Source organism: Pigmentiphaga sp. YJ18 (genome assembly GCF_038066655.1).
Classification (GTDB): domain Bacteria; phylum Pseudomonadota; class Gammaproteobacteria; order Burkholderiales; family Burkholderiaceae_B; genus Pigmentiphaga.
Map to the genome: position 1 here is coordinate 1,034,440 of NZ_JBBUKU010000001.1, position 22,257 is coordinate 1,056,696.

General features: G+C 68.1%; 23 protein-coding genes. 10 read left to right on the top strand and 13 right to left on the bottom strand.

The annotated features are described in order from the left end of the window. Window positions 1–3: 3 nt before the first annotated feature. On the bottom strand, window positions 4–798 hold the full coding sequence (locus tag WKR98_RS05085; RefSeq protein WP_341432259.1) for a class II aldolase/adducin family protein: 795 nt from the start codon (window positions 796–798) through the stop codon (window positions 4–6). Window positions 799–952: 154 nt separating this feature from the next. On the opposite strand from WKR98_RS05085, the gene gcvA reads away from it, so the two are divergent. After that, window positions 953–1,867 carry a transcriptional regulator GcvA gene (gene gcvA, locus WKR98_RS05090; RefSeq protein WP_124687110.1) on the top strand — a complete coding sequence of 305 codons (915 nt, stop codon included), beginning with the start codon at window positions 953–955 and terminating at the stop codon, window positions 1,865–1,867. Between the two features lie 96 nt (window positions 1,868–1,963). Continuing rightward, window positions 1,964–2,986, top strand: coding sequence for a Bug family tripartite tricarboxylate transporter substrate binding protein (locus tag WKR98_RS05095; protein WP_341432260.1), 1,023 nt, complete (start codon window positions 1,964–1,966; stop codon window positions 2,984–2,986). A gap of 32 nt (window positions 2,987–3,018) precedes the next feature. Here the strand turns inward: WKR98_RS05095 and WKR98_RS05100 are convergent, their stop codons facing one another. The 3 genes from WKR98_RS05100 to WKR98_RS05110 all read right to left on the bottom strand — a co-directional run bounded on the left by WKR98_RS05100 (window position 3,019) and on the right by WKR98_RS05110 (window position 5,744). After that, window positions 3,019–4,008: a Bug family tripartite tricarboxylate transporter substrate binding protein gene (locus WKR98_RS05100; protein ID WP_124687112.1), complete on the bottom strand. Its 990-nt coding sequence runs from the start codon at window positions 4,006–4,008 to the stop codon at window positions 3,019–3,021. A 207-nt stretch (window positions 4,009–4,215) separates the two neighbouring features. Further along, on the bottom strand, window positions 4,216–4,803 hold the full coding sequence (locus tag WKR98_RS05105) for a VOC family protein (RefSeq protein ID WP_341432261.1): 588 nt from the start codon (window positions 4,801–4,803) through the stop codon (window positions 4,216–4,218). 14 nt (window positions 4,804–4,817) lie between these two features. Further along, window positions 4,818–5,744, bottom strand: a complete 927-nt coding sequence (locus tag WKR98_RS05110; RefSeq protein WP_341432262.1) for a fumarylacetoacetate hydrolase family protein — start codon at window positions 5,742–5,744, stop codon at window positions 4,818–4,820. 328 nt (window positions 5,745–6,072) lie between these two features. Between WKR98_RS05110 and WKR98_RS05115 the strand changes: the two genes are divergently transcribed. Beyond that, window positions 6,073–6,720: a GntR family transcriptional regulator gene (locus WKR98_RS05115; protein WP_341432263.1), complete on the top strand. Its 648-nt coding sequence runs from the start codon at window positions 6,073–6,075 to the stop codon at window positions 6,718–6,720. Window positions 6,721–6,764: 44 nt separating this feature from the next. Beyond that, complete coding sequence (locus WKR98_RS05120) at window positions 6,765–7,499, top strand: ABC transporter substrate-binding protein (RefSeq protein WP_341432264.1); 735 nt, start codon at window positions 6,765–6,767, stop codon at window positions 7,497–7,499. Window positions 7,500–7,506: 7 nt separating this feature from the next. Here the strand turns inward: WKR98_RS05120 and WKR98_RS05125 are convergent, their stop codons facing one another. From WKR98_RS05125 to WKR98_RS05160, 8 genes are all read right to left on the bottom strand, one after another. Then, window positions 7,507–8,475, bottom strand: a complete 969-nt coding sequence (locus tag WKR98_RS05125; protein ID WP_341432265.1) for a Bug family tripartite tricarboxylate transporter substrate binding protein — start codon at window positions 8,473–8,475, stop codon at window positions 7,507–7,509. 67 nt (window positions 8,476–8,542) lie between these two features. After that, window positions 8,543–9,481, bottom strand: a complete 939-nt coding sequence (locus WKR98_RS05130) for an ABC transporter substrate-binding protein (RefSeq protein ID WP_341432266.1) — start codon at window positions 9,479–9,481, stop codon at window positions 8,543–8,545. Between the two features lie 188 nt (window positions 9,482–9,669). Further along, window positions 9,670–10,413, bottom strand: a complete 744-nt coding sequence (locus WKR98_RS05135; RefSeq protein ID WP_124687121.1) for an IclR family transcriptional regulator — start codon at window positions 10,411–10,413, stop codon at window positions 9,670–9,672. Window positions 10,414–10,429: 16 nt separating this feature from the next. Then, complete coding sequence (locus WKR98_RS05140) at window positions 10,430–11,221, bottom strand: IclR family transcriptional regulator (RefSeq protein ID WP_161567629.1); 792 nt, start codon at window positions 11,219–11,221, stop codon at window positions 10,430–10,432. Window positions 11,222–11,250: 29 nt separating this feature from the next. Beyond that, window positions 11,251–12,228 carry a Bug family tripartite tricarboxylate transporter substrate binding protein gene (locus WKR98_RS05145; RefSeq protein ID WP_341432268.1) on the bottom strand — a complete coding sequence of 326 codons (978 nt, stop codon included), beginning with the start codon at window positions 12,226–12,228 and terminating at the stop codon, window positions 11,251–11,253. A gap of 44 nt (window positions 12,229–12,272) precedes the next feature. Further along, complete coding sequence (locus tag WKR98_RS05150) at window positions 12,273–12,638, bottom strand: NIPSNAP family protein (protein ID WP_341432269.1); 366 nt, start codon at window positions 12,636–12,638, stop codon at window positions 12,273–12,275. Then, window positions 12,635–13,399, bottom strand: a complete 765-nt coding sequence (locus tag WKR98_RS05155) for an RraA family protein (RefSeq protein ID WP_341432270.1) — start codon at window positions 13,397–13,399, stop codon at window positions 12,635–12,637. The genes WKR98_RS05150 and WKR98_RS05155 overlap by 4 nt, the downstream gene beginning before the upstream one ends. 16 nt (window positions 13,400–13,415) lie before the next feature. Next, on the bottom strand, window positions 13,416–14,387 hold the full coding sequence (locus WKR98_RS05160) for a dipeptidase (protein WP_124687126.1): 972 nt from the start codon (window positions 14,385–14,387) through the stop codon (window positions 13,416–13,418). Between the two features lie 198 nt (window positions 14,388–14,585). Here WKR98_RS05160 and WKR98_RS05165 point away from each other — a divergent pair, with 198 nt between their 5' ends. From WKR98_RS05165 to WKR98_RS05175, 3 genes are read left to right on the top strand one after another with little or no spacing between them, the layout of a single operon-like run. Beyond that, window positions 14,586–15,089, top strand: coding sequence for a (2Fe-2S)-binding protein (locus tag WKR98_RS05165; RefSeq protein WP_341432271.1), 504 nt, complete (start codon window positions 14,586–14,588; stop codon window positions 15,087–15,089). A 10-nt stretch (window positions 15,090–15,099) separates the two neighbouring features. After that, window positions 15,100–16,101, top strand: coding sequence for an FAD binding domain-containing protein (locus tag WKR98_RS05170; RefSeq protein WP_341432272.1), 1,002 nt, complete (start codon window positions 15,100–15,102; stop codon window positions 16,099–16,101). Between the two features lie 12 nt (window positions 16,102–16,113). Next, window positions 16,114–18,336: a xanthine dehydrogenase family protein molybdopterin-binding subunit gene (locus WKR98_RS05175; RefSeq protein WP_341432273.1), complete on the top strand. Its 2,223-nt coding sequence runs from the start codon at window positions 16,114–16,116 to the stop codon at window positions 18,334–18,336. Here WKR98_RS05175 and WKR98_RS05180 read toward each other — a convergent pair. Continuing rightward, a complete protein-coding gene (locus WKR98_RS05180) occupies window positions 18,325–19,302 on the bottom strand; it encodes a LysR family transcriptional regulator (protein WP_124687130.1) in 978 nt (325 codons plus the stop codon). The two genes, WKR98_RS05175 and WKR98_RS05180, sit on opposite strands and share 12 nt — an antisense overlap. Window positions 19,303–19,404: 102 nt before the next feature. On the opposite strand from WKR98_RS05180, the gene WKR98_RS05185 reads away from it, so the two are divergent. From WKR98_RS05185 to WKR98_RS05195, 3 genes are read left to right on the top strand one after another with little or no spacing between them, the layout of a single operon-like run. Continuing rightward, on the top strand, window positions 19,405–20,748 hold the full coding sequence (locus tag WKR98_RS05185) for an aromatic ring-hydroxylating oxygenase subunit alpha (RefSeq protein ID WP_341432274.1): 1,344 nt from the start codon (window positions 19,405–19,407) through the stop codon (window positions 20,746–20,748). Next, window positions 20,748–21,245, top strand: coding sequence for an aromatic-ring-hydroxylating dioxygenase subunit beta (locus tag WKR98_RS05190; protein ID WP_341432275.1), 498 nt, complete (start codon window positions 20,748–20,750; stop codon window positions 21,243–21,245). Before WKR98_RS05185 ends, WKR98_RS05190 begins: the two co-directional genes overlap by 1 nt. 11 nt (window positions 21,246–21,256) lie before the next feature. Continuing rightward, window positions 21,257–22,255 (top strand): FAD-binding oxidoreductase, encoded by a 999-nt coding sequence (locus tag WKR98_RS05195; RefSeq protein WP_124687133.1) that lies wholly within the window; start codon window positions 21,257–21,259, stop codon window positions 22,253–22,255. Window positions 22,256–22,257: the final 2 nt, after the last annotated feature.

Sequence of the window (22,257 nt, forward strand, 5' to 3'; positions counted from 1 at the left end):
GGCTCAGCGGTCGTGGCGCGGAAAGCCCCCGGGTTCGGCGTCCAGCCAGCGCAGCATCGCATGCCATTCCAGTTCGCCGTAGGGCCGGCGCGTGCCGGGCTGGTAGAGATGCGCGGAGCGCGTCAGGACTTCTTCAGACGGAATGCGGATCTGCCCGATGCCGCCCGCCATGGCGTCGACCTGGGCACGGCAGGCCATCTCGAGCTGGTACATCAGGTTGAACGCCTGCGCGATCGACGGCGCGCAGACCAGCAGGCCGTGGTTGCGCAGGATCATGGCGTTGTGCGGGCCGAGATCGGCGATCAGGCGCGCCTGTTCCGCCAGGTCGACGGCCGGACCCTCGAACGCGTGTTCGGCGATGTGCCCGTGGAAGCGCGAAGCCGTCTGGGTGATGGGCAGCAGGCCGCAGTCCATGGCGGACACCGCCATGCCCGCGCGGGTATGGGTATGGATGATGCAGTGCACGTCGGGCCGCGCCCGATGGATGCAGCCGTGGATCACGTAGCCGGACCGGTTGATGCCGTACGCGGTGGCCGGACTGCGATGGACGTGGCCGCCGTAGTCGATCTCCACGAGGCTGGACGCGGTGATCTCCTTGTACAGCAGCCCGTAGAGATTGATCAGCAGGCGCTCGTGCTTGCCCGGGATCTGCGCGGTGATGTGGTTGTAGATCATGTCCGTCATGCCGTACCGGTCCATCAACCGGTAGCACGCGGCCAGGTCCGTGCGGGTGTGCCATTCGGCGGCGTCGACCGTGTCTTTGATCGACGGGAAATCGGTGGAGTAGTCTGGGTTCACGCAATGCTCCTGCTTCCGCCGCACAGACGGATGATGTAGTCTGCCGCGACGCGTCCGCGGCAGCCGGCCGGATCATCTTAAGGCGGCCATCCCGCCTGCCGCCATCCAAAATACTTCATCCAGTTTTTAGAAAAACTAATGCTGGAGCGTGGCCATGAACCCTCAGCTTCCTCCCTTGAATCCGCTGCGTGTGTTCGAGAGCGCGGCGCGCCACCTGAGCTTCACCGAGGCGGCCGCCGAACTGCACATCACCCCGGGCGCCGTCAGCCACCAGATCAAGGCGCTGGAGACCTGGCTGGGATTCGCGCTGTTCGACCGCACCGAGCGGCCGCCCCGGCTGACGCGCGGCGGCGAGGTCTACGCGAAGGGGCTAAGCGTCGCGTTCGGACAGATCGTGCGCGCCACGCAGGAACTGGTGGCCTCGGGCTCGGCGCAGGTCTTGACGGTAAGAGGGCATACGACCTTTTTCCTGCGCTGGCTGATTCCGCTGCTGCCCGCCTTCCAGCATGCCCATCCGACGATCAAGATCCGTCTGGCAGCCAGCGTGGACGCGGTCGATTTCCGCCGCGACACCGTGGACGTCGGCATCCTGTACGGCGACGGGCCATGGGAGGGGCTGCGCGGCGATCTGTTGTTCAGCGATGCGCTGACGCCCGTCATGGCGCCGGCACTGGCGGCTACCCTGCCCGCCCAGGCCAGCACCGCGGCCTTGCTCAAGCTGCCGCTGCTGCATTCGAACCGGCGGCCGCAGCACTGGCCCGACTGGATCGCCGCGGCGGGCGCGGCAAGAAAGGTCTCGGCCGGCGATGTCTACTACGAAGACCTGAGCGTGATCTACCAATGCGCCATACAAGGGCTGGGCGTCGCGCTGGGCCAGCTTCGCTACGTGGCCAGGGATCTTGAGCAAGGCGTGCTGGTGGCGCCGCATCCCTTCGTGCTGCGCCGCCCGCGCGGCTATCACCTGGTCTGTCCGCAGGCGCGTGCCGACGACGCGAAGATCCGCGCCTTCCGCGAATGGCTCGTGGCCTGCGGCGCCGCCCAGTCGTTAGAAAAGTTCAAGGCCGAGTGAGAAATACTGGTTTGTGCGCGGTGGCGGGCCCCTTCTACGATCAGCGGCAATTCGACGGTCTCCCAAGCAGGGGCCGCCGGCGTTCAAGGAGACCTCATGCCGCATTCCGCCAGGATCACGTCTGCTTTCCCGCCGTCCCGCCATCGGCTGCGCCTGCGCGCCGGCCGCCTGCTGGCGGCTTCGATCATGGGCTGTGCCTGCGCCGCGGCCGTCGCGGCGCCCTATCCGGACCGTCCCATCCGCATGATGATCCCGTTTCCTCCGGGCGGACCGAATGACGTGCTGGGCCGGCTGCTGGCAACCGAGGTGGGCAAGGACCTGGGCCAACCCATCGTCATCGAGAACAAGGGCGGCGCGGGCGGCACCATAGGCGCGGACATGGTGGCCAAGGCGGCGCCGGATGGCTACACGCTGTTGCTGGGCGGCACCGCGTCGCTGGGAATCGCGCCCAGTCTGTATTCCAGGCTGCCCTACGATGCCGTGGCGGATTTCGCGCCGGTCGGCATGGTCGGCACGTCGCCTTCCCTGTTGGTCGTGGGCGCGCGCCAGCCATTTCGCGACGTCGGGGATTTGATCGCCCGGGCCAAGGCCGCGCCGGGCAAGCTCAACTTTGCTTCCGCGGGCGTCGGCACGCCGACCCATCTTGCCGCGGAACTGTTCAAGACCATGGCGGCGGTCGACATCGTGCACGTGCCCTACAAGGGAGGGGGCCCCGCCTTGAACGACCTGCTGGCGGGGCAGGTGGAAATGTACTTCTCGGGTATCGTCGCGGCGGTGCCGCTGGTGAACCAGGGGTCGCTGCGGGCCCTGGCCATCACCAGCGATCAGCGCAGCGAGCAGATGCCCGATGTGCCGACGATGTCGGAAGCGGGACTGCCCGGCTACGAGATCCAGAACTGGTTCGCCATCTTCGCTCCGGCGGGCACGCCCCAGCCCGTGGTCGATCGCCTGAACAAGAGCCTGGCCAGGTTCCTGGCGCTGCCCGCGGTGCGGAGCAAGATGCGCGAACTGAACGTGGATCCGCGCAGCTCCACGCCGCAGGAGCTGGCCGCCTACCAGGGCAAGGAATTGCGGAAGTGGTCGGCGCTGGTCAAGCAGGCGGGAATCACGCCCGAGTAGCGAGGCCCAGCGCCGACCGTCTCCAGCGCGGCTTATTGCGGCTCGATGCCCGCCGCCTGGATCACCGGCTTCCACTTGGCCGTCTCGGCCTTGATGCGGGCGGCGAACACGTCGGGCATTTCACCCAGCGGCGTGATGCCGGCGTTCTCGAGCTGCGCGCGGAAGGCCGGTTCGTTGATCATCTTGCGGCCTTCCTCGGCCAGCTTGGCGACCACGTCCGCCGGCATGCCGGCCGGGCCCATCAGTCCGTTCCAGGTGTCGACCTCGTGGCCCGGGTAGGTTTCCGCGATGGTGGGCACCGAAGGCAGCTGCGGCAGGCGCTTGTCGCTGGAAACCGCCAGCAGCGTGAGCTTCTCGGGCGTCTTGGCGTAGGACATGACTTCCGAGACGCTGGCGCTGTACATGTCGATCTGTCCGGCCAGCACGTCGGCCAGGGCCGGCGCGCCGCCACGGTAGGGAACGGTGGTGGCCGTGACGCCGACGCGGCTCAGGAACAGCAGCGCCGACAGGTGGGTGAGGGTGCCGTTGCCGCCGTGGCCCACGTTCAGCTTGCCGGGGTTGGCCTTGGCATAGTTGACGAGGTCGGTCACGGTGCGGAAGTTGCGCTGGGGATTGACCGCCAGCACGAAGGGGTTGCCGCCCACGTTGACGATGGGGGCGAGGTCGCGGATCGGGTCGTAGCGGATCTTGTTGGTCATGGGCGCCGTGACGATCTGCGTCATGGTCGCCATGAATAGCGTGTAGCCGTCGGGCTGGGCGCGCGCGACCTGCTCGGCGGCGATGGTGCCCGCCGCGCCGCCCTTGTTGTCCACGATGAAGGGCTTGCCGAAGACCTTGCCCATGCGCTCGGCCATCATGCGGGCCATCATGTCGGTGTTGCCGCCCGGAGCGAACGGCACCACGATGGTGACCGGCCGGCTGGGCCAGGCGTCGGCGGCCAGGGCGGCGGCGGGTCCCGCGGCGATCGCGGCCGCCGCCAGGCCCACGGGAATGCGGCGCAGCCATTGCTGGAGGGGTTTCATGAGGTTGTCTCCTTCATCGGTTGTCATTGTCGTCGGTGGAGCAGGCCGCCGTTCGATGCGAGCGCAACCGGCGGCCGGAAAAACGGGCGCAAAAAGGGCCTCCCGCGTGCGCGCAGGCGCCGCGGCCATGCCGATGGAAAGAGTCCCCTTCCGTGCCGGATTCACATGTGCTGGGCTGGCGGGCGCCTTCGATGCCGGCGCCCGTGCTCAGTCTTTTTTTCCTGCTTCTTCTTTCTTGCCGTCCTTGGCCGTCAGTACCGCGGCGGGCGGCTGGACGACGAAGTGGGCGAGACGATGCCGGTCGAACGATTCCAGGTTGCGTTCCCAGGTTTGCGGCTGGTGGTCGGCGTCTACCGGGATCTGGTCCATGTCGGTATAGATCTCGACGTTGTTGCCGTCCGGATCCTTGAACACCAGGAACCAGTTCGCCCCGGGGCCGTGCTGGCCGATACCGCGTTCGATGGTCACGCCCAGCCGGCGCGCCACGTCCACGGCGCGGCGCATTTCCTCGACCGATTCCACGTAGTACGAGAAGTGCTCGAGGCCGGGGCGCGTATAGCGCGGCAGCTCGTCGCGGTCGGGCGAGTTGTCGGGAATGCGCGACAGGGCCAGGTCGTGGTGGTCTTCGCCCGCCCGCAGGAAGACCATCTGGTCGCCGATGCGGTCGGACACGCGCAGCCCCATGACCTCGGTATAGAAACGCGTGGAGGCTTCCAGGTCGCGCACCATCAGGACCAGGTGCCCGAGCTTGCGCGTACGGATGGGGGCGACCGGTTGCTGGTCGGTGGATGTCACGTCTGCCTCCTTGCCTATCGGCTTTCCTGCACGACGGTGTTCTCGATCGTGCCGATGTTCTCGATGTGCGCCACCATCTTGTCCCCCGCCTTCAGGTACATGCCGCGCCCCATGCCCACGCCATCGGGCGTGCCGGTGGCGATGAGGTCGCCGGGATGCAGGGTCAGGATGCGCGACAGGTAGGCGATCTGCTCGGCCACCGAGAAGATCATTTCCGAGGTGCTGCCGTCCTGCATGGTTTCGCCGTTGACCGCCAGCGACATGCGCAACTGCTGGGGGTTGCCGATGCAGCTCGCCGGCACCAGCCAGGGACCCATGGGGCCGAAGGTGTCGAAGCTCTTGCCGCGGAACCAGTCGTGGGTGAAGGGATAGTCGGTGCGGCGGTTGAGGTCGCGCGCGCTGATGTCGTTGAAGACGGTATAGGCGGCGATGGCCGACAGCGCGTCGTCGACCGACACGTGGCGGCAGGTCTTGCCGATGACCACGCCCAACTCCACTTCCCAATCGAGCCGGCTGGTCTCGGGTGGCATCTGGACGTTTTCGCCGGTGGCGACGACGCTGGTCTCGGCCTTCATGAAGATGTAGGGCTGGCTTTCGCTGCGCGCCGCCAGCTTGGTGCCCATCTCGTCGGCGTGTTCGTAGAAATTGGAAGCCGTCGCGAAGATGCGGCGGGGCTGGTAGGGGACCGCATAGGTGGCGCCTTCCACCGCGGCGAGCCGGCCGCTGGCGGCAAGCTGGGCGGCGCGATCGGCCATGGTGGCGATCAGCGGGCCGCTGCCGGCCCAATCCGCGATCACCGCGCCGATGTCCTGCGCCACGCGGGCCGGGTCCACGTCGCAGGCCTTCGCCAATTGCGCCAGGTCGTACAGGGTGTCGTTGACCACCAGGCCAGGATGCTTGCTGCCATTGCGCTGATAAGTCGCCAGACCGTGCCAGTTCACGGGATCTCCTCGTTGCTGTCCATGTTGAATCCAGGGGAAGCGAGCCGGCGTGGCCGCCATTTCCACCCCCTGTTTTGGAATACTTTAAGTGTATCGTGTATACACGTCAACTGGTTTACGATAATTTTTATGGCATGTGTGTGCCAGGAAGATGTCCTGAAGAACTCTGGCCAAGGGGGCCGAGGTGCCCCTCGATTTGTATGCAGATTCGCGTGAATGTGTTCAATGATGGGGCACGAGCATATCCGCATGCCGTTCGTGTTCATGCCGGGATGGGTGCCGCGTATAATCCGCGGGCATTCGATGGCCCATATAGAAGGATGCTTTCGTGACCACCATTGCCGCTCGGATCAGCCAGTCGCTGGCTGACGAGATCATCGCGGGTACCCTGGCCCCGGGCGAAAAGCTCGAGGAGCCCTCGCTGGCGGAGCGTTTCCAGGTATCGCGTACCCCCATCCGCGAGGCGCTGCGCCTGCTCAACGCCCGTGGCCTGATCGAACTGGTGCCGCGCCGGGGCGGCGTGGTGGCCAACGTCAGCGCCGAGCAGCTTGCCGACATGCTGGAGGCGCTGTGCGAACTGGAGTCGCTGTGCTGCCGCATCGCCACCCAGCGCATGAGCGCGATGCAGCGCCGCCAGCTCGAACTGCTGCACGAGGAAACCCAGCAGGTGTCCGAGCGCGGCGATGCCGACGCCTATCTCAAGCTCAACGCGCGCTTCCACCAGCTCATCTGCCAGGGCACGCAGAACCAGACCCTGGTGGCGCAGGTGGAAAACCTGCGTGACCGGCTGGCGCCGGTCCGCGCCGCGCAAAGCGGCGTCGAGCGCCGCTTCGAGACTTCCCACCGCGAACACGAGAAAATCGTGGAAGCGGTGCTGGCCGGGCAGCCCGAGCAGGCCTACCTGGCCATGCGCAGCCACACCACCCGGCTGACGCTCCATGTGATGGAGCAGATCGAAGTCCAACGCGCCGGCTAGCGGCTTTCACTCGCGCGCCGGCCTACCGAAGGAACAGACCGCCCATGCAACCGACCGAAGCCCTCCGCGCCGCCTTCACGCCCAAGCAGGTCCTGCGCGCTTCCATCAATGTCGGCAATCCCATACTGGCCAGCCGCGACGGCCCGCACGGCGCGCGCGGGGTGTCGGTGGACCTGGCGCGGGAACTGGCCAGGCGGCTGGGCGTGGAACTGGAACTGGTGGTTTTTCCGTCGGCGGGCGAGTCGGTCGAGGCCGTGGCCGCCGAACAGGCCGACATCGGCTTTTTCGCCATCGATCCCAAGCGCGGCGAGCTCATCTCGTTCACCGATGCCTACGTGGTGATCGAGGGGGCCTACCTGGTGCGCGACGGTTCGCCCATCGCCGCCCATGCCGACGTGGACCGGCCGGGCGTGCGGGTCACGGTCGGCAAGGGCAGCGCCTACGATCTCTACCTGAGCCGCAGCCTGCAGCAGGCCAGCATCGAGCGGGCGGCCACGTCGCCGGCCGTGGTCGACGTGTTCCTGGAAAGCGGGGCCGACGTGGCGGCGGGCGTGCGCCAGCAGCTCGAGGCCGACGCCGCGCGGCTGGGCGGCGTGCATCTGTTGTCCGGCCACTTCATGCTGATCCGGCAGGCCATGGGCGTGCCCAAGTCGCGCGGCGAGGCCGCGGCCGACTACCTGCGCGCCTTCGTCGAGGAAATGAAGGCGTCGGGGTTCGTCCAGGAGGCGCTGGCGCGCCATGGGATCACCGGCGCGGCGGTGCCCCGCGCCGAAGGCTGAACAGGCCCTAGTCCATCTGTACGTGCAGCCTGGAGAACACGTCCGACCAGAACCGCTGTTCCTGGTCGGTGTAAGCCTTGATCTGCGCGAGGTCCATGTCCACGGTCTCGGCCCCCATTTCCCGTAGCCGTTCGGTGGTCTTGGGCTGGGCGATGGCCTTTCTGATCGACACGTTCAGTTTCTCCAGGATGGGCCTGGGCGTGCTGGCGGGCGCGAAGATCGCCGCCCACGAGTACAGCCCGAAGCCGATGCCCGATTCGCGCAAGGTGGGCAGGCTGGGCATCAGGTCCGTGCGTTCCGGGCTGGTAACAGCCAGCGCCCGGACCAGTCCCTGGTCGATGAAGGGTTTGGCCGAGGCCAGCACCGCGAACATCATCTGCACCTGTCCACCCACCAGGTCGTTCAAGGCCGGCGCTTCCCCGCGATAGGGAACGTGGACGATGTCCACGCCGGCGGCGCTCTTGAAGATCTCGCCGTTCAGGTGCAGGCTGGATCCGCGCCCGCCGGAGGCGAAGTTCAGCTTGCCCGGGTGCGCCTTGGCGTATTGCACCAGTTCCTGGGCCGTGCGTATCGGCAGGGACTTGTTGACGATGAGCACGCCCGGGTTGCGGGCGATCATGGCGACGGGAACGAGGTCCTTGAAGAAGTCGTAGCTCTGGTTGCGGTAAAGGAAGGAATTGGTGACGCCCGACAGTCCGCTGACGCCCAGGGTATAGCCGTCGGGCGGGGACTTGGCGACGAAACCCGTGCCGATGTTGCCGTTGGCGCCCGGGCGGTTGTCGACGATGACGCCTTGCCCCAGGATGGGCTCCAGATCGGCCAGTGCCGCGCGCGCCAGGGAATCGCTGCTGCCGCCCGGCGCGTAGTTGACGACCACGCGTATCGGCCGCTCGGGGTAGTTCGATGCGTCGGCCGCGGCGCCGGGAGTGGTGGCCATCGTGCCCGCGAGCAAACCGGCGAATGCGAGGAATTTCATGCTGTCCATACGACCGACCTCAGTGGATGTGTTGGCTGTCTGTCACGTCGATGCCCGGAACGGATGCTCACTCGATCAACACGTCCGCCTCGTCGATCAAGGACGAGGGAAGCTGGAGTCCGAGCAGGCCGGCATTCTTCAGGTTGAGCGTGGTCGGGCCGCGCATGCTGCGGTCGATGGGGATTTCCGCGGGATCCGCCCCGTGCAGGATCTGGTCGACGACCTGGGCCATCATCGGCCAACCCTTCTTCTTGCCCGGACTGATGGTCGCCAGGCCGCCCGCGCGGGTGATGGACAACTGGTTGCCCACGGCGGGCAGCCGCGCCTCCAGGAAGAGCTTGCCCAGCACGTCGCCGTTCATGTTGAACAAGGCATGGGGCCCCACCAGGACGGCCTGGCAGCCGTCCCGCTTCATGGCGCGGATGCTCGGCTCGAAGTCCTCGATCCGCAGCGTTTCATAGATCGGCATCTCGCAGCCCATGGTGCGCGCGGCCTCGGCGAACTCGCGCATCACGGCGGGCGCGGGCGAATAGGTCGGGTTGTACAGATGGCCGATGCGGGTCAGGCCCGGAACCGCCATCTTCAGCAGCCTGACCTTGGCCCAGTTGTTGTAGGGGATGTAGGAGAAACCGGTGAAGTTCATGCCCGGCCGCCTGTAGCTTTCTGCCAGCCCCGCCTCGATGTGGTTGGTGGCCCAGCAGACGACGGGAATCCTGACTTCCCGCGTGGCTTGCTTGAGGGCGATGTTGGCGTTGGTCAGGAAAGAGACGATCACGTCCGCGGGCCAGGCCACGAGGGCGTCGGCATGGGCCTGGACGAGGTCGGGATCGCGGTTGCCGTACAGCTCCTGGTAGACCACGTCGACGTCTTCCCGATAGCCGATGGTCTCCATGCCCCGCTTGAAATCGACGATGTCTTGCGTGTCGATGACCGGGTCGCCTTTCGCGACGACGTGAATCAGGCCGACCCGGTACGGTCTGCCCGGCCCCTTGTGTGCCTCTTGCATGAATGTCTCCCTTCCATGCGTTGCCGTGTTTGTTCTGAAATAGAGAACGGCGTATCGAAATATGAACCTATGATAAACATCGGCGCGTAAGGCCGTCAATCGGGAGATGCGTGCGCGGACGACGTGCGACGGCCTCGGCGTCCCCATGAGGACGCGAGGCGGTCAGGCGGAAGCGAAGGGGAACAGGGTCAGGCGGAGGAGCCGAGTTTTTCCGAGACCCGGCGGGCGGCTTCGCACACCCGCTGCGCATGGTCGCGCATCAGCTTGGGCGTGAGGCGGTCGGTCGGGCCTGAAATGCCGATGGCCGCAACGGCCTTGCCGTGGCGGTTGAAGACGGGTGCGGCCAGTCCGCCTATCCGTTCCCGCCATTCGCCGCGATTGACCGCATAGCCGAGCTTGCGCACGCCGGCGAGTTCCTTGCGCAGGGCCGCGTCGTCGGCCAGGGACAGCCGCGTGTGGGGAGCGAGCGCCGCGGCTGCGGCGGCGATGATGTCGTCGTCCTGGTAGGCCAGCATCGCCTTGCCCGTCGCGACGGCGCTGGCGGGCGCCCGGCCGCCGACCTCGGTGTACGCCCGGATGGGCTGCGGGCTGTCGATCTTCTCGAGGTAGATGACCTCGGTCTTGTCGAGTATCGACAGATGCACCGTTTCACGCGTCTCGAGCGCGAGGCTTTCCATTTCCGGCAAGGCCACGGTGCGCACCGCCAGCCGTCCCACGATCTTTTCGCCCAGGCTCCAGATCTTGGGCGTGGCGAAATACTTGCCTTCGACGGAATCGACATAGCCGAGCGCGGCCAGCGTCTGCAACAGACGGTGCGCGTTGCTCTTGGACAGTTCGAGTTCGCTGGCGATGTTGGTGACCCCGCGCGGCGTATCGCTGTCCGCCAGGGCCTCGAGCAATTTCAGGCCCTTCGAAAGGGTCTTGTCGATCATGGGAAGGTCTCCTGGGCTACCGCAGGCGCCGCCCAGGCCCCGCCAGGCTGCGCTCGATCCGCTTTCTTCTTTCCTCCAGCGCCTTGACCAGCGCCGGCACCCGCTCGGGCCGTATCCGGTCTTCCACCGCGCTCAGGCTCAGCGCCGCCATGGGCGCGCCGTGCGCATCCGACACCCGCACCGCCAGGCCGCGCACGCCGGTCATGACCAGGCCGTCGCTTAGCGCATAGCCGTCCTCGCGCGCCCGCGCGACGGCGGCGCGCAGCGACGGTTCGGACACGTTGGGATAGGCCCGCAGCGGTTCGCGTATCGATTCGAACACCAGTTCCGCTTCGTCCTCGGGCAGGGCCGCGATCATGATGATGCCGCCCGCCCCCACGCCCAGCGGTCGGCGCGTGCCGACGTCGACGGTGAAGGCCTTGATGGGATAGGGGCCCATCTTGCGTTCGATGCAGACGGTGTCGTAGCCCGAGCGCACCGCCAGGAAGGCGGTGTCGCCGGTTTCGTCGGCCAGCGCCTGCATGTCGGGTCCGCACAGCTGGCGCAGGTCGGCGCGGCCGCTGGAGACGGACCAGCCCAGCACCGCCATTTCCATGCCCAGGCGGTAGCGCCGGGTGTCTTCGTCCTGTTCGACCAGGCCATGCTGCAGCAGCGAGGTCAGCAGCCGGTGGACGGTGGGCTTGGACAGGCCGGAGGCATGCTGGAGGTCGATCAGGCGCAGGCCGGATTCGCCGGCCGACGCCAGGAGCCGCAGCACCGCGACGGCCCGGTCCACGGTCTGCGCGCCGCTGGTGTCGGGACGGTTCATGGCGCGCATCGTAGCACGCAGGATGGCCGTCACTCGCCGTCTAGCTTGATGCCGGTCTTGCTGACGATGCCGCTGTACAGATCGATCTGCTGTTTCCAGAACGCGGCCAGTTCCGCGGGCGTGGAGCCGACGGCCTCGGACCCCGCGTCCTTGAATCGCTGGCGCGATTGCGGGTCTTTCGCGGCGGCCGAGACGGCCGCTGCCAGGCGGTCCAGGACGGGCTTGGGCGTGCCGGCCGGCGCGTAGATCGCGACCCAGAACGGGAATGCGTAGCCGGGCACGGCTTCGGCCATGGTGGGCACGTCGGGCAGCATGGGCGAGCGTTCGGTGGTGGTCACGCCCAGTGCCCGCACCCGCCCTTCATGGATGTTGCCGATCTGCGGCGGCACGCCGTCCAGCATCATGTGGATGCGTCCGCCCAGCAGGTCCTGCATGGCGGCCGCCGTGCCCTTGTAGGGCACGTGCTGCATGTTGACGCCGGCCAGGGTCTTGAACAGTTCCGAGGCCAGGTGGATGGCGGTGCCGTTGCCGGAAGACCCGTAGTTGTACTTGTCGGGATTCTTCTTGAGCAGTTCGACGAACTCCTTCATGTTCCTGGCCGGCACCTTGGGATTGACCACCATGACCAGGGGGAACTGGGCGACCAGGGATACGGGCGCGAAGTCCTTGACCGGGTCGAAGCCCAACCGCTCCTTGCCCAGCAGGCCGGTGGCGACGGCGGACGAGGAATTGAAGATCAGGGTGTAGCCGTCGGGCGCCGCGTTGGCCACGGTCTTGGCGGCGATGGCGCCGCCGGCGCCGGCCATGTTTTCCACGACGACCTGCTGCTTGAGGTCTTCGGCCATTTTCACCGCGGCGATGCGGGCCAGCTGGTCGATGCCGCCGCCCGGCGAGAACGGCACCAGCAGCCGCACGGGGCGGGTGGGGAAATCGGCCGCGCGGGCCGGCAGGGTGGCGGTGGCGGCCAGCGCGAAGGCGGCCGTCCAGTGGATGAGGGATTTGTACATGAGTGTCTCCGTTGCGGGCCTGTCGCGGCCCGTGTCGTGGCGCGTCAAGGTTGGCCGGACAGGTCGAGGCCGCGCGCGTCGTCGATGAGGTGGGCCAGGCGTTCGCGGAAGAAGGGCGCCGGCTTGAGGATGCGGCACTCCTGCGCCAGCATCAGCGGCCTGGCCTGGACCAGGAACGCCTTCCAGTCCGGGTCGGCGAACAGCGCCTCGCGGCAGTCCATGCGCTGTTGCAGGCTGCGGTAGCCCCACTGCGTGACGGTCTGGTTCAGGGCGCCGATCTCGCTCACGTAGTAGCCCAGCAGCGCAGGCAGGTGGCGCATCTGGGCGGCCATGCCCTCCTTCCTGTAGAGCGTGACGAAGGCGTCGAGGTTGCCCGGGTGGTAGGTATAGAGGCGCTGTTCGATGATCATGTCGCCTCCCGCTGGTCCTGGCTGAACTTGTAGACGTGGGTGCGCCTGGCCAGTTCGGGAATGGGCATGCCGTCCTGGATGTCGCGGTAGCGGCGGGCCTCGCCTTCGCCGATTTCCCGGGCGCGCTTGAGCACCGTCTCGACGGCTTCGCGCGGGATGAAGCAGATCGCGCCTTCGTCGGCCACCACCAGGTCGCCGGGCCGCACCTGCACGCCGCGTATGTGCACGATGCCGTTGATGGCGACGGTTTCCAGGCGCCACTTGCCGGTGATGGAGCTGACGCCGCGAGACCAGATCGGGAAGTCCTGCGAGCGCGACTGTTCCACGTCGCGGATGGCGCCGTCGATGACGGCGCCCGCCTCGCCCTGGCGCTTGGCGATGGCGGCCGACAGTCCGCCCATGTTGGAGACGCCCACGACGCCTTCGATGACGAGCACGTCGCCCGGCTCGGCCAGATTGTGGGCCTCGATCTCGGCCATCTTGGAGATGCGGTCCTTGGCGCCTTTGTAGGCATCGTCGCGCTGCTCGACGTTGCGCAGGGTCAGCGCCGGGCCGGCCATGCGCCGCCCGGGCAGGGTGGGCGGCAGGTCGCAGCCCGGCACCACGCCGCACAGGCCCAGCTCGTCCATGGCGTCGGACACGGTGCCGGTCAGGTCCTCCAGCGCCAGGAAGGCGTCGATGACGGCCTGCGGATAGCGGGGGATGTCGAGGTCGCCGAAGACGGCGGCGGGCAGCTTGCCCAGGGGAGTCTTGCTGGTCATGGGATGTCCTTGGAGGTCAGGCGGCGGGCGTGCCCGCCATCACGATGCGAAAGAGGCGCAGGAAGTTGTCGCGGGCGATGGCGTCGATGTCCCGGCGCGCCAGGCCGATGTCCGCCAGGCCGGCCAGCATGTCCTGCTGGGCCTGCAGGTCGTCGATGGGATAGCGCCACGGCCAGGTCCCGTAGACCTCGGGCTTGCGCATGAATTCCTGGTAGCGTTCGGCCGGCTGGTCGGTGATGAAGTCCGAGCCTATGCCCACGTGCGCCACGCCGATGCGGTCGATGGCATAGCGGATGTGCGCCACCACGTCCTGCACGCCCGGCGTCTCGCCCGGCATGCGCACCAGCGGCGGCAGGTAGGTGATGCCCAGCACGCCGCCGTTGGCCTTGAGCGCGTCCAGCAGGGCGTCGCTCTTGTTGCGGGCGTTGGGGCACAGGGCGTAGGCATTGGCGTGCGTCACCGCCACCGGATGGCGCGAGATGGCCAGCACGTCCAGGCCGCTGCGGTCGCCCACGTGCGACAGGTCGATGACGATGCCCAGGTCGTTCAGCACGGCCACCAGCTCGCGTCCCAGCGAGGACAGGCCGGCGTCGGCCGGCTCGGCGCAGCCGTCGCCATACAGGTTGCGGATGTTGTGCGCGACCTGGATCACGCGCACGCCCAGCGCGTGGAAGAGCTCCATCAGTTTCAGGTCGCGCTCCACGCCCGGCACGTTCTGGTAGCCCAGCACGATGCCCAGCTTGCCTGCCTGCCTGGCGCGCTCGAAGCCGTCGCCGTCCTCGACCACCTGGACCAGGTCCGACAGGGTGGCGAGGTGCGCGCGGTAGTCCGCCAACTGATTCAGCGAATGGCGCAGGTCGGGAATGGGATTGATGCCGCGAAAATTGTTCAGCGTGATATGGACGGCTTCCACGCCGTGGGCCAGGCTGGCTTCGGCGTAGGCGGCGGTCATGCGCGCGCCGTTCAGCAAGTCGAATACCTTGATCATGCTCGGTGGTCTTCCTAGTGATTTGCTGGTCCGTAATATGGACCGGCGAGAGCAGGATTTTCTGTTCGGCTGATCCCCATGTCGAGATTGATGGTCCGGTATGTGGACCAAATGGACGAAACGGCGCAATCGCCCGCTCCCGGCCGGGCCGGAGCGGGAACGACAGTTGCTGCGGCTTCGAGTCTTCCGGAGATCGCCATGTGCCCTACCCCCGCCTCGCAGCCCGCCATGTTCCTGTCGACGAAAGTGGGCCTGACCGTCAACGGCGCGCGCCACGAACTGCGCCTGGACCCCCGCACCACCCTGCTCGATTGCCTGCGCGAACACCTGGCCCTGGCCGGGACCAAGAAGGGCTGCGACCACGGGCAGTGCGGCGCCTGTACCGTCCACCTGGACGGCCGGCGCGTCAACGCCTGCCTGGTGCTGGCGGCCACGCTGGATGGCCGGGAGGTGACCACGGTGGAAGGGCTGGCCCGGGACGGCCAACTGCACCCGGTGCAGGCGGCCTTCCTGGAGCAGGATGCCTATCAGTGCGGCTATTGCACGGCCGGCCAGATCATGTCGGCGGCGGCGCTGCTGTCCGAGCCCTGCGGCGAGACGGACGCCGACATCCGGGAAGCCATGAGCGGCAACCTGTGCCGTTGCGGCGCCTACCAGAACATCCTGGCGGCCGTGCGGCAGGCGCGCCGCGGCGTCGCGTAGCGGGGCGGCCATGGAAATATTCCAGTTGCGGCGGGCCGAAGACGTGGCCCAGGCGGTGGGCGCCGCGGCCTATGCCGAGGACCGCCAGGGCTCGACGGTCCGGTTCCTGGCGGGCGGCACGACGCTGATCGACCTGATGAAGCTGGACGTCGAACGGCCGGCCATGGTGATCGACATCAGCCATCTGCCGCTGGACCGCATCGAGGCCACGCCCGAGCACGGCGTGCGCATCGGCGCGATGGTACGCAATTCGGACCTGGCGCAGGATCCGTTGATCCGCGAGCGCTATCCGGTGCTGTCGCAAGCGCTGCTGTCCGGGGCTTCGGCGCAGTTGCGCAACATGGCGACGACCGGCGGCAACCTGTTGCAGCGTACCCGCTGCGTGTATTTCCGCGACGTGGCGATGCCCTGCAACAAGCGCGAGCCGGGCTCGGGCTGCCCGGCCATCGGCGGCTACCACCGCAACCTGGCGGTACTGGGGACCAGCGAAGCCTGTATCGCCAGCAACCCTTCGGACATGAACGTCGCGCTGATGGCGCTGGGCGCCACGATCGACATCCAGGGGCCCGAGGGCGCCCGCACGGTGGGTATCGACGATTTTTTCGTGCTGCCGGGCGACACGCCGCAGCGCGAGACGGTGCTGGAGCCAGGCGAGCTGATCACGCACGTGACGCTGCCGCCCCTGCCCGCCGGCACCCGTTCCCACTACCTGAAGCTGCGGGACCGCGCATCCTATGAATTCGCCCTGGCCTCGGCCGCGGTGGTCGTCACCATGGCCAACGGCAGCATCAAGACCGCGCGCGTCGCCATGGGCGGCATAGGCACGCGGCCCTGGCGTTCGGCGCCGGCGGAAGTCCTGCTGGCGGGCGGCGCGCCTTCGGCGGCGGTGTTCGATGCGGCGGCGCGGGAACTGCTGCGCGAGGCGCGGCCGCACAGCCAGAACGCCTTCAAGGTCGAGCTGGCGCGGCGCTGCCTGGTCCATGCCATGAATACCGCCACGGCCGCGGGCTGACGGAGAGCAACGATGACCCAGCACACCGAATCCCCCATAGGCGCCGGCCACATCCGGGTGGAAGGACCGTTGAAGGTGACGGGCCGCGCACGCTACGCGGCGGACCACGGCTTCCCGGACATGCTGCACGCCGTGCCCGTATGCGCCACCGTGGGCAAGGGACGCATCGTGGACATCGAGGCCGGCGTCGCCCGCGGCATGCCGGGCGTGCGCAAGGTCTATACCCGCGAGAACATCGGCCGCTTTCCGCGCGTGGAAGAGAGCACGGCCAAGCTGGACGAGTACCGCCCGCCCATGGAGGACGACGAGATCCGCTACTACGGCCAGTACGTGGCGCTGGTGGTAGCCGACACGCTGGAGCAGGCGATGGCCGCGGCGGCGGCGGTGGCCGTGGAGTACGAGGCGCAGACGCCCGACGTGTCCATGGATCTCGCGGCCGACGACGAGCCGCGCGTGGACACCGAGCGGGGCGATGCGGCCGCCGAGTTCGACCGCGCCGCGATCCGCATCGACCATACCTACACCACGCCCCCCGAGACCAACAATCCCCTGGAGATGCACGCCACCGTGGCCGTGCACGACGGCCGCGGCTACACGCTGTACGAAAGCACGCAGGGCATCGTGAACCACAAGGCGGCGATGGTGCGGATGCTGGACGTGCCGGACGACCGCGTCCGCATCGTTACCGAGCACGTGGGCTCGGGCTTCGGCAGCAAGCTGTGGCCCTGGGGGCATTCGCTGCTGGCCGCCGCCGCGGCGCGCGACCTGGGCTGGCCGGTCAAGCTGGTGCTGAGCCGCCGCATGATGTTCCACAACGTCGGGCATCGCTCCAACACGAGCCAGCGCGTGCGCCTGTCTGCCACCCGGGACGGCCGGCTGACGTCGTTGCGGCACGACTACCTGTTCCACGTGGCGATGGACGAATACCACAAGGAAAACTGCGGCGAGGCGACCGGTTTCCTGTACAGCACGCCCAACCTGCGCGCGGCCTATGGGTCGGCGCGGCGCAACATCGCGCCGACCACGTCCATGCGCGGGCCCGGCGCCGTGCCCGGCCTGTACGCGATCGAATCGGCCATGGACGAGCTGGCCATCGAGCTGGGCATGGATCCGGTCGAACTGCGGCTGCGCAACGAACCCGAACGGGACGAGGCGGCCGGCCTGCCGTTCTCGTCGCGCCACCTGCGCGAGTGCCTGCTGCAAGGCGCGGAGCGCTTCGGCTGGGCGCGGCGCGATCCGCGCGTGGGGTCCATGCGGCGCGACGGCCTGGTCCTGGGCTGGGGCATGGCGGCCTGTTCGTGGATGGCGGTCAGGCTGAAGGCGCAGGCCAGCGTGACGCTGCGGGCCGACGGCACCGCGCGGGTGGCCAGCGCCACGCAGGACATCGGCACCGGCACCTATACCGTGATGGCGCAGATGGCGGGCTCGGTGCTGGGCCTGCCGCCGGACCGCATCGAGGTGGCGCTGGGAGATACCTCGCTGCCTCCGGGACCCACGTCGGGGGGCTCGATGGCCACCGGTTCGCTGGTGCCCGCGGTCCTGGCCGCCGCCCGCGAGGCGGTCCGCCAACTGGCCGCCTGCGCCGCGCGCGCCGGCATCCCGCAACTGGCGAACCTGGCGGCCGAAGACCTGCGGTTGACCGATGGCCGCCTGCATGGCGAAGGCCGGCCGCCGTCGTCCGGGGTTTCTTTCCAGGACGTGCTGCGCGCGGCGGGTATCGGGCAGGTCGAGGGCCACGGACAATCCCAGGGCAGCGACGCCGATCCCCAGGCCAGGCGCCATTCCATGCATTCCTTCGGCGCGCATTTCGTCGAGGTGACCTGGGAGCCGGCCATCGCCCGGCTGCGCGTGACCCGCGTCGTGACGGTGATCGATGCCGGGCGCATCATCAATCCGCGCACCGGCCGCAACCAGATCGAGGGGGCCGTCGTGATGGGGCTGGGCATGGCGCTGCTGGAGGAAACCTCTTACGATCCGCGCCAGGGCGCGCCCATCAATAGCAACCTGGCGGACTACATGGTCGCCACCCATGCCGACGCGCCGGACATCGACGTGCACTTCGTCGAGCATCCGGATACCGTGCTGAACGAACTGGGTGCTCGCGGCATCGGCGAGATCGGACTGGCGGGCGTGGCGGCGGCCATTACCTCGGCCGTCCACCATGCCACGGGCGTGCGCGTGCGGGACCTGCCGGTGAAGATCGAGGCGCTGCTGGAGGCGCGGTCAGCGGGCTGACCGGCGGCGCTTTCCAGCCGTGGCTCCGTCCGCGGTGCCGGCCGGTTGCGGCCCGCCCCGGAACAGTTCCACGATCGCCTCCCGCAGCCAGGTGTTGCCCGGCTCCTGGTCGTGGCGCTTGTGCCAGTACACCATCACGTCGTAGCCCGGCATCTGCACCGGCGGCGCGAAGTGGCACAGGCCCCAGCGCCGCGCCACCGACAGCGCGAGGTTGCGCGGCATGATGGCGACGACGTCGGTATCGGCCACCAGTTCGGCGATGGCCAGGAAGTGCGTCACCCGCGCCACCACCTGTTCGCTCATGCCGTTGGCGACCAGCATGCGCTCGATCAGCGTCGAGTGGTTGGTGCCCGCCACGTTCGGCACCACATGGCGCGCCCGCTTGAATTCGGGCAGGCTGAGCGTGCCGCGCGGCACGGTGGACGGCCGCGCCACGCAGGCATAGACGTCCGAGAACAGGATCCGGCTGCGCACGCCGGCGATGTCGGGGTTGATGGCGCCCAGCGCGAGGTCGATGGTGCCTTTCGACAGTTCCTGGGCCAGTTCTTCCGGGCTCGCGCTGGTGGCGATGGTCTCCACGCACAGCTGCGGCGCATGGTGCTGGAGATGGCGGATCAGCCGGGGCAGGAAGGTGTGCTCGCCGATGTCGGTCATCGCCAGGCGGAACACGCGGCGCGCGGTCGCCGGCACGAACGAGCCCTTCTCCAGCGTCTGGGCCAGGATCTGCAAGGCCTGGGACACGGGGCCCACCAGTTCGTCGGCGAAGGGCGTGGGCTCGACGCCCTTGGCCAGCCGCACGAACAGCGGATCGCCGTACATGTCGCGCAGGCGGGCCAGCGCGTGGCTCATCGCGGGCTGGCTCAGCCCCAGCGCCTTGCCCGCCGCCGTGAGATTGCGCGTGCGGTAGATGGCGTCGAACAGATCCAGCAGGTTCAGGTCCAGCTTGCGCGACAGCGGCTTGTCCATGCCTTTGTCATTCTTCCAAAGAATGAGTGAGATTCAATCATTTCATTTTACATATATCACCCCCAAACCTAAGATTCGCTCCACATCGAGTGGAGCGAGACGATGACGACATCGATATCCGCCAGCGGGCCCGGCTTCTCCGGGTACGTGCTGGACGAGGCGAACGGCGGCAGGTTCCTGGTCGATCGCGGGATCTACCGGGATCCGGCGCTGTTCGACGCCGAGATGGCCCGCATCTTCGAAAGCGGCTGGGTCTACCTGTGCCACGAGAGCGAGCTGCCCCGGCACGGCGACTACGTGACGCGCTACATGGGGCGCCAGCCCGTGGTGGTGAACCGCCGCAAGGACGGCAGCATCGGCGCCTTCGCCAATGCCTGTGCGCACCGCGGCACGGTGGTCGCGCCGCTGCGCAAGGGGTCGGCCCGGAGCTTCACCTGCCGGTTCCACGGCTGGACCTATGCCGAGACGGGGCGCTGCATCAAGATCAAGAACCAGGAGACCGGCGCCTACGCGGACGACGAGAGCCTGCGCGACGGCTTCGGCCTGAAGGTGGTGCCCCGGGTGGAAAGCTATCGGGGCTTCGTGTTCGGCAGCCTGCGCGCCGAGGTGGGCGAACTGGCGGATCACCTGGGACCGACGCGGGTCTGGATAGACCTGATGGTGGACCAGTCGCCCGAGGGGCTGGAAGTGGTCGAGGGCGATTCCACCTACATCATCCGCGGCAACTGGAAGATGGGCGGCGAGAACGGCGTCGATGGCTACCACGTCAGCACCGTCCACCGCGTCTTCGCCGCCACGATGACCATGCGCGAGGAAGCGCGCGGCGGCGCCGGCACGCAGAAGACCGAGGCCGGCCGCATCGTGGGCAGGGTCGAATCGGGCACCGCGGATTTCGGCAACGGGCACATCGGCATCTGGGCCCGGCGCTCGACGCCGGAGGCCGCGCCGCTGTACGAGGCCCGCGAGCGCCTGCTGGGCGAGTTCGACGAACGCAAGGTGGACTGGATGGTCGGCATGGGCCGCAATCTCTACCTGTTCCCCAACATGCTGCTGTTCGACCAGCCCTCGACGCAGATCCGCATCCTGCGTCCGCTGTCGGCCGACCGCACCGAAGTCCGCATCCAGTGCATCGCGCCGCGCGGCGAAAGCCCCGAGGCCCGGGCGTCGCGGCTGCGCAAGTTCGTGGATTTCTACCTGCCCACGGGCATGGCCACCTCGGACGACATCGCCGCGCTGGAGGACACCGCCGTCGGCGGCGAAGCCCGGCTCAGCCGGTGGAACGACTACGGCCGGGGGGAGAAGGCCATGCAGCCCGGGGCGCAATGCCGGCCGCTGATGGACATAGGCTGCGAGGCGGTCGCGGCTTCCGACAACTGGGACCACGAGGTCTTCTACCAGGGCTACTACCGCCACTGGCTGCGGGTTATGAACGAGGAGCGGGGCTGATGGTCGTCGATACCGACCTGCACGTGCAGGTATCCACCTTGCTGGCCCGCGAGGCCATCTACCTGGATGAGAAGAACTGGGACGCCTGGCTGGATCTGTTCGCGCCGGACGTCGAGTATTTCGTGCCCGCCTGGCTGTCGGAGGACGCCCTGACCACCGACCCGCGCACGCAGCTTTGCCTGATGCACATGGATTCCCGGCTGGGGCTGGAGGAGCGCGTGTTCCGCATCCGCAGCCGCGACTCGTTCGCGTCGCTGCCGTTGGACCGCACCGCGCACCAGACGACCAACATCCTGGTCATCGGGCAGTCCGGCGACGAGGTCGAGGTCAGTGCGTCCTGGCTGGTGCATTGCGTGGGACCGCGCGGCCAGGCCACGCGGGGCGGGCGCTACGACTACACGCTGCGGCGCACGGACGGCGGCCTGAAGATCGCCCGCAAGCGCATCGTGATGATCGACGAGAAGATCGAAGGCACGGTCGATGTCTATCATATCTAGGTGGTCGCGCCATGCATGACATCACCGCGATCTTCGAGGACGGCAGGACGGTCCGCTTTCCTGCCCGGTCCGGCGAGGTGGTCTACCAGGCCGCCTATCGCGCCTCGGTGCAACTGGCCCACGACTGCCTGGAGGGCGCGTGCGGCGAATGCAAGGCCTGGTGCACGGCGGGCGAGTTTGAGCTGGACGACTACAGCGACGAGGCCTTATCGCGCGAGGAACGCGACCAGGGGCAGACGCTGCTGTGCAAGATGCGGCCGCGCTCGTCCTGCGTGGTGGAACTGCCCTATCCTTCCAGCTTCCAGGCCGGGCAGGCGCCGGCGTCCATCGAGGCGCGGCTGGCGGCGGTCGAGCGCGTTTCGTCCACGGTCGTGCGGACGCGGCTGGAGACGGCCGCGCCGCTGGACTTCCTGCCGGGCCAGTACGCCAACCTGTCGGTGCCCGGCGCCGGCGTGTCGCGGGCCTATTCGTTCGCCAACCTGCCGGGAAGCAAGCTGCTGGAGTTCTTCCACAAGCTGGTGCCGGACGGCGCCATGAGCACCTACCTCGCCCAGCGCGCCACGGTGGGCGACACCTTGGCGCTGACGCCGCCGTCCGGTCATTTCTACCTGCGCGAGAATGGCCGGCCGCTGCTGCTGATCGCCGGAGGGACGGGGCTGGCGCCTTTCCTGTCCATGCTGGGCCACCTGGCGCGCGCGCCCCGGGCCGCGCCGCCGATCCGGCTGCTGGTCGGGGCCAACGCGGCGGCGGAGTTCTTCGCCCACGAGCAACTGGCCGAGCTGGCAGCCGTCCTGCCTGTCGAGATCGAGCGCATCGCGGTCTCCAGCGAAGGATGGACCGGCGCCGCCGGCCACGTCACGCAGCTGCTGCGCGAGGACATGCTGCGGGATGCGCCCGATGTCTATCTGTGCGGCCCGCCGCCCATGATCGAGTCCTGCGCCGGCTGGCTGGCGGCGCGGGGCGTGGACCGCCACCGGGTCCGGGCCGAGAAGTTTCTTCCCTCGGCCTGAAC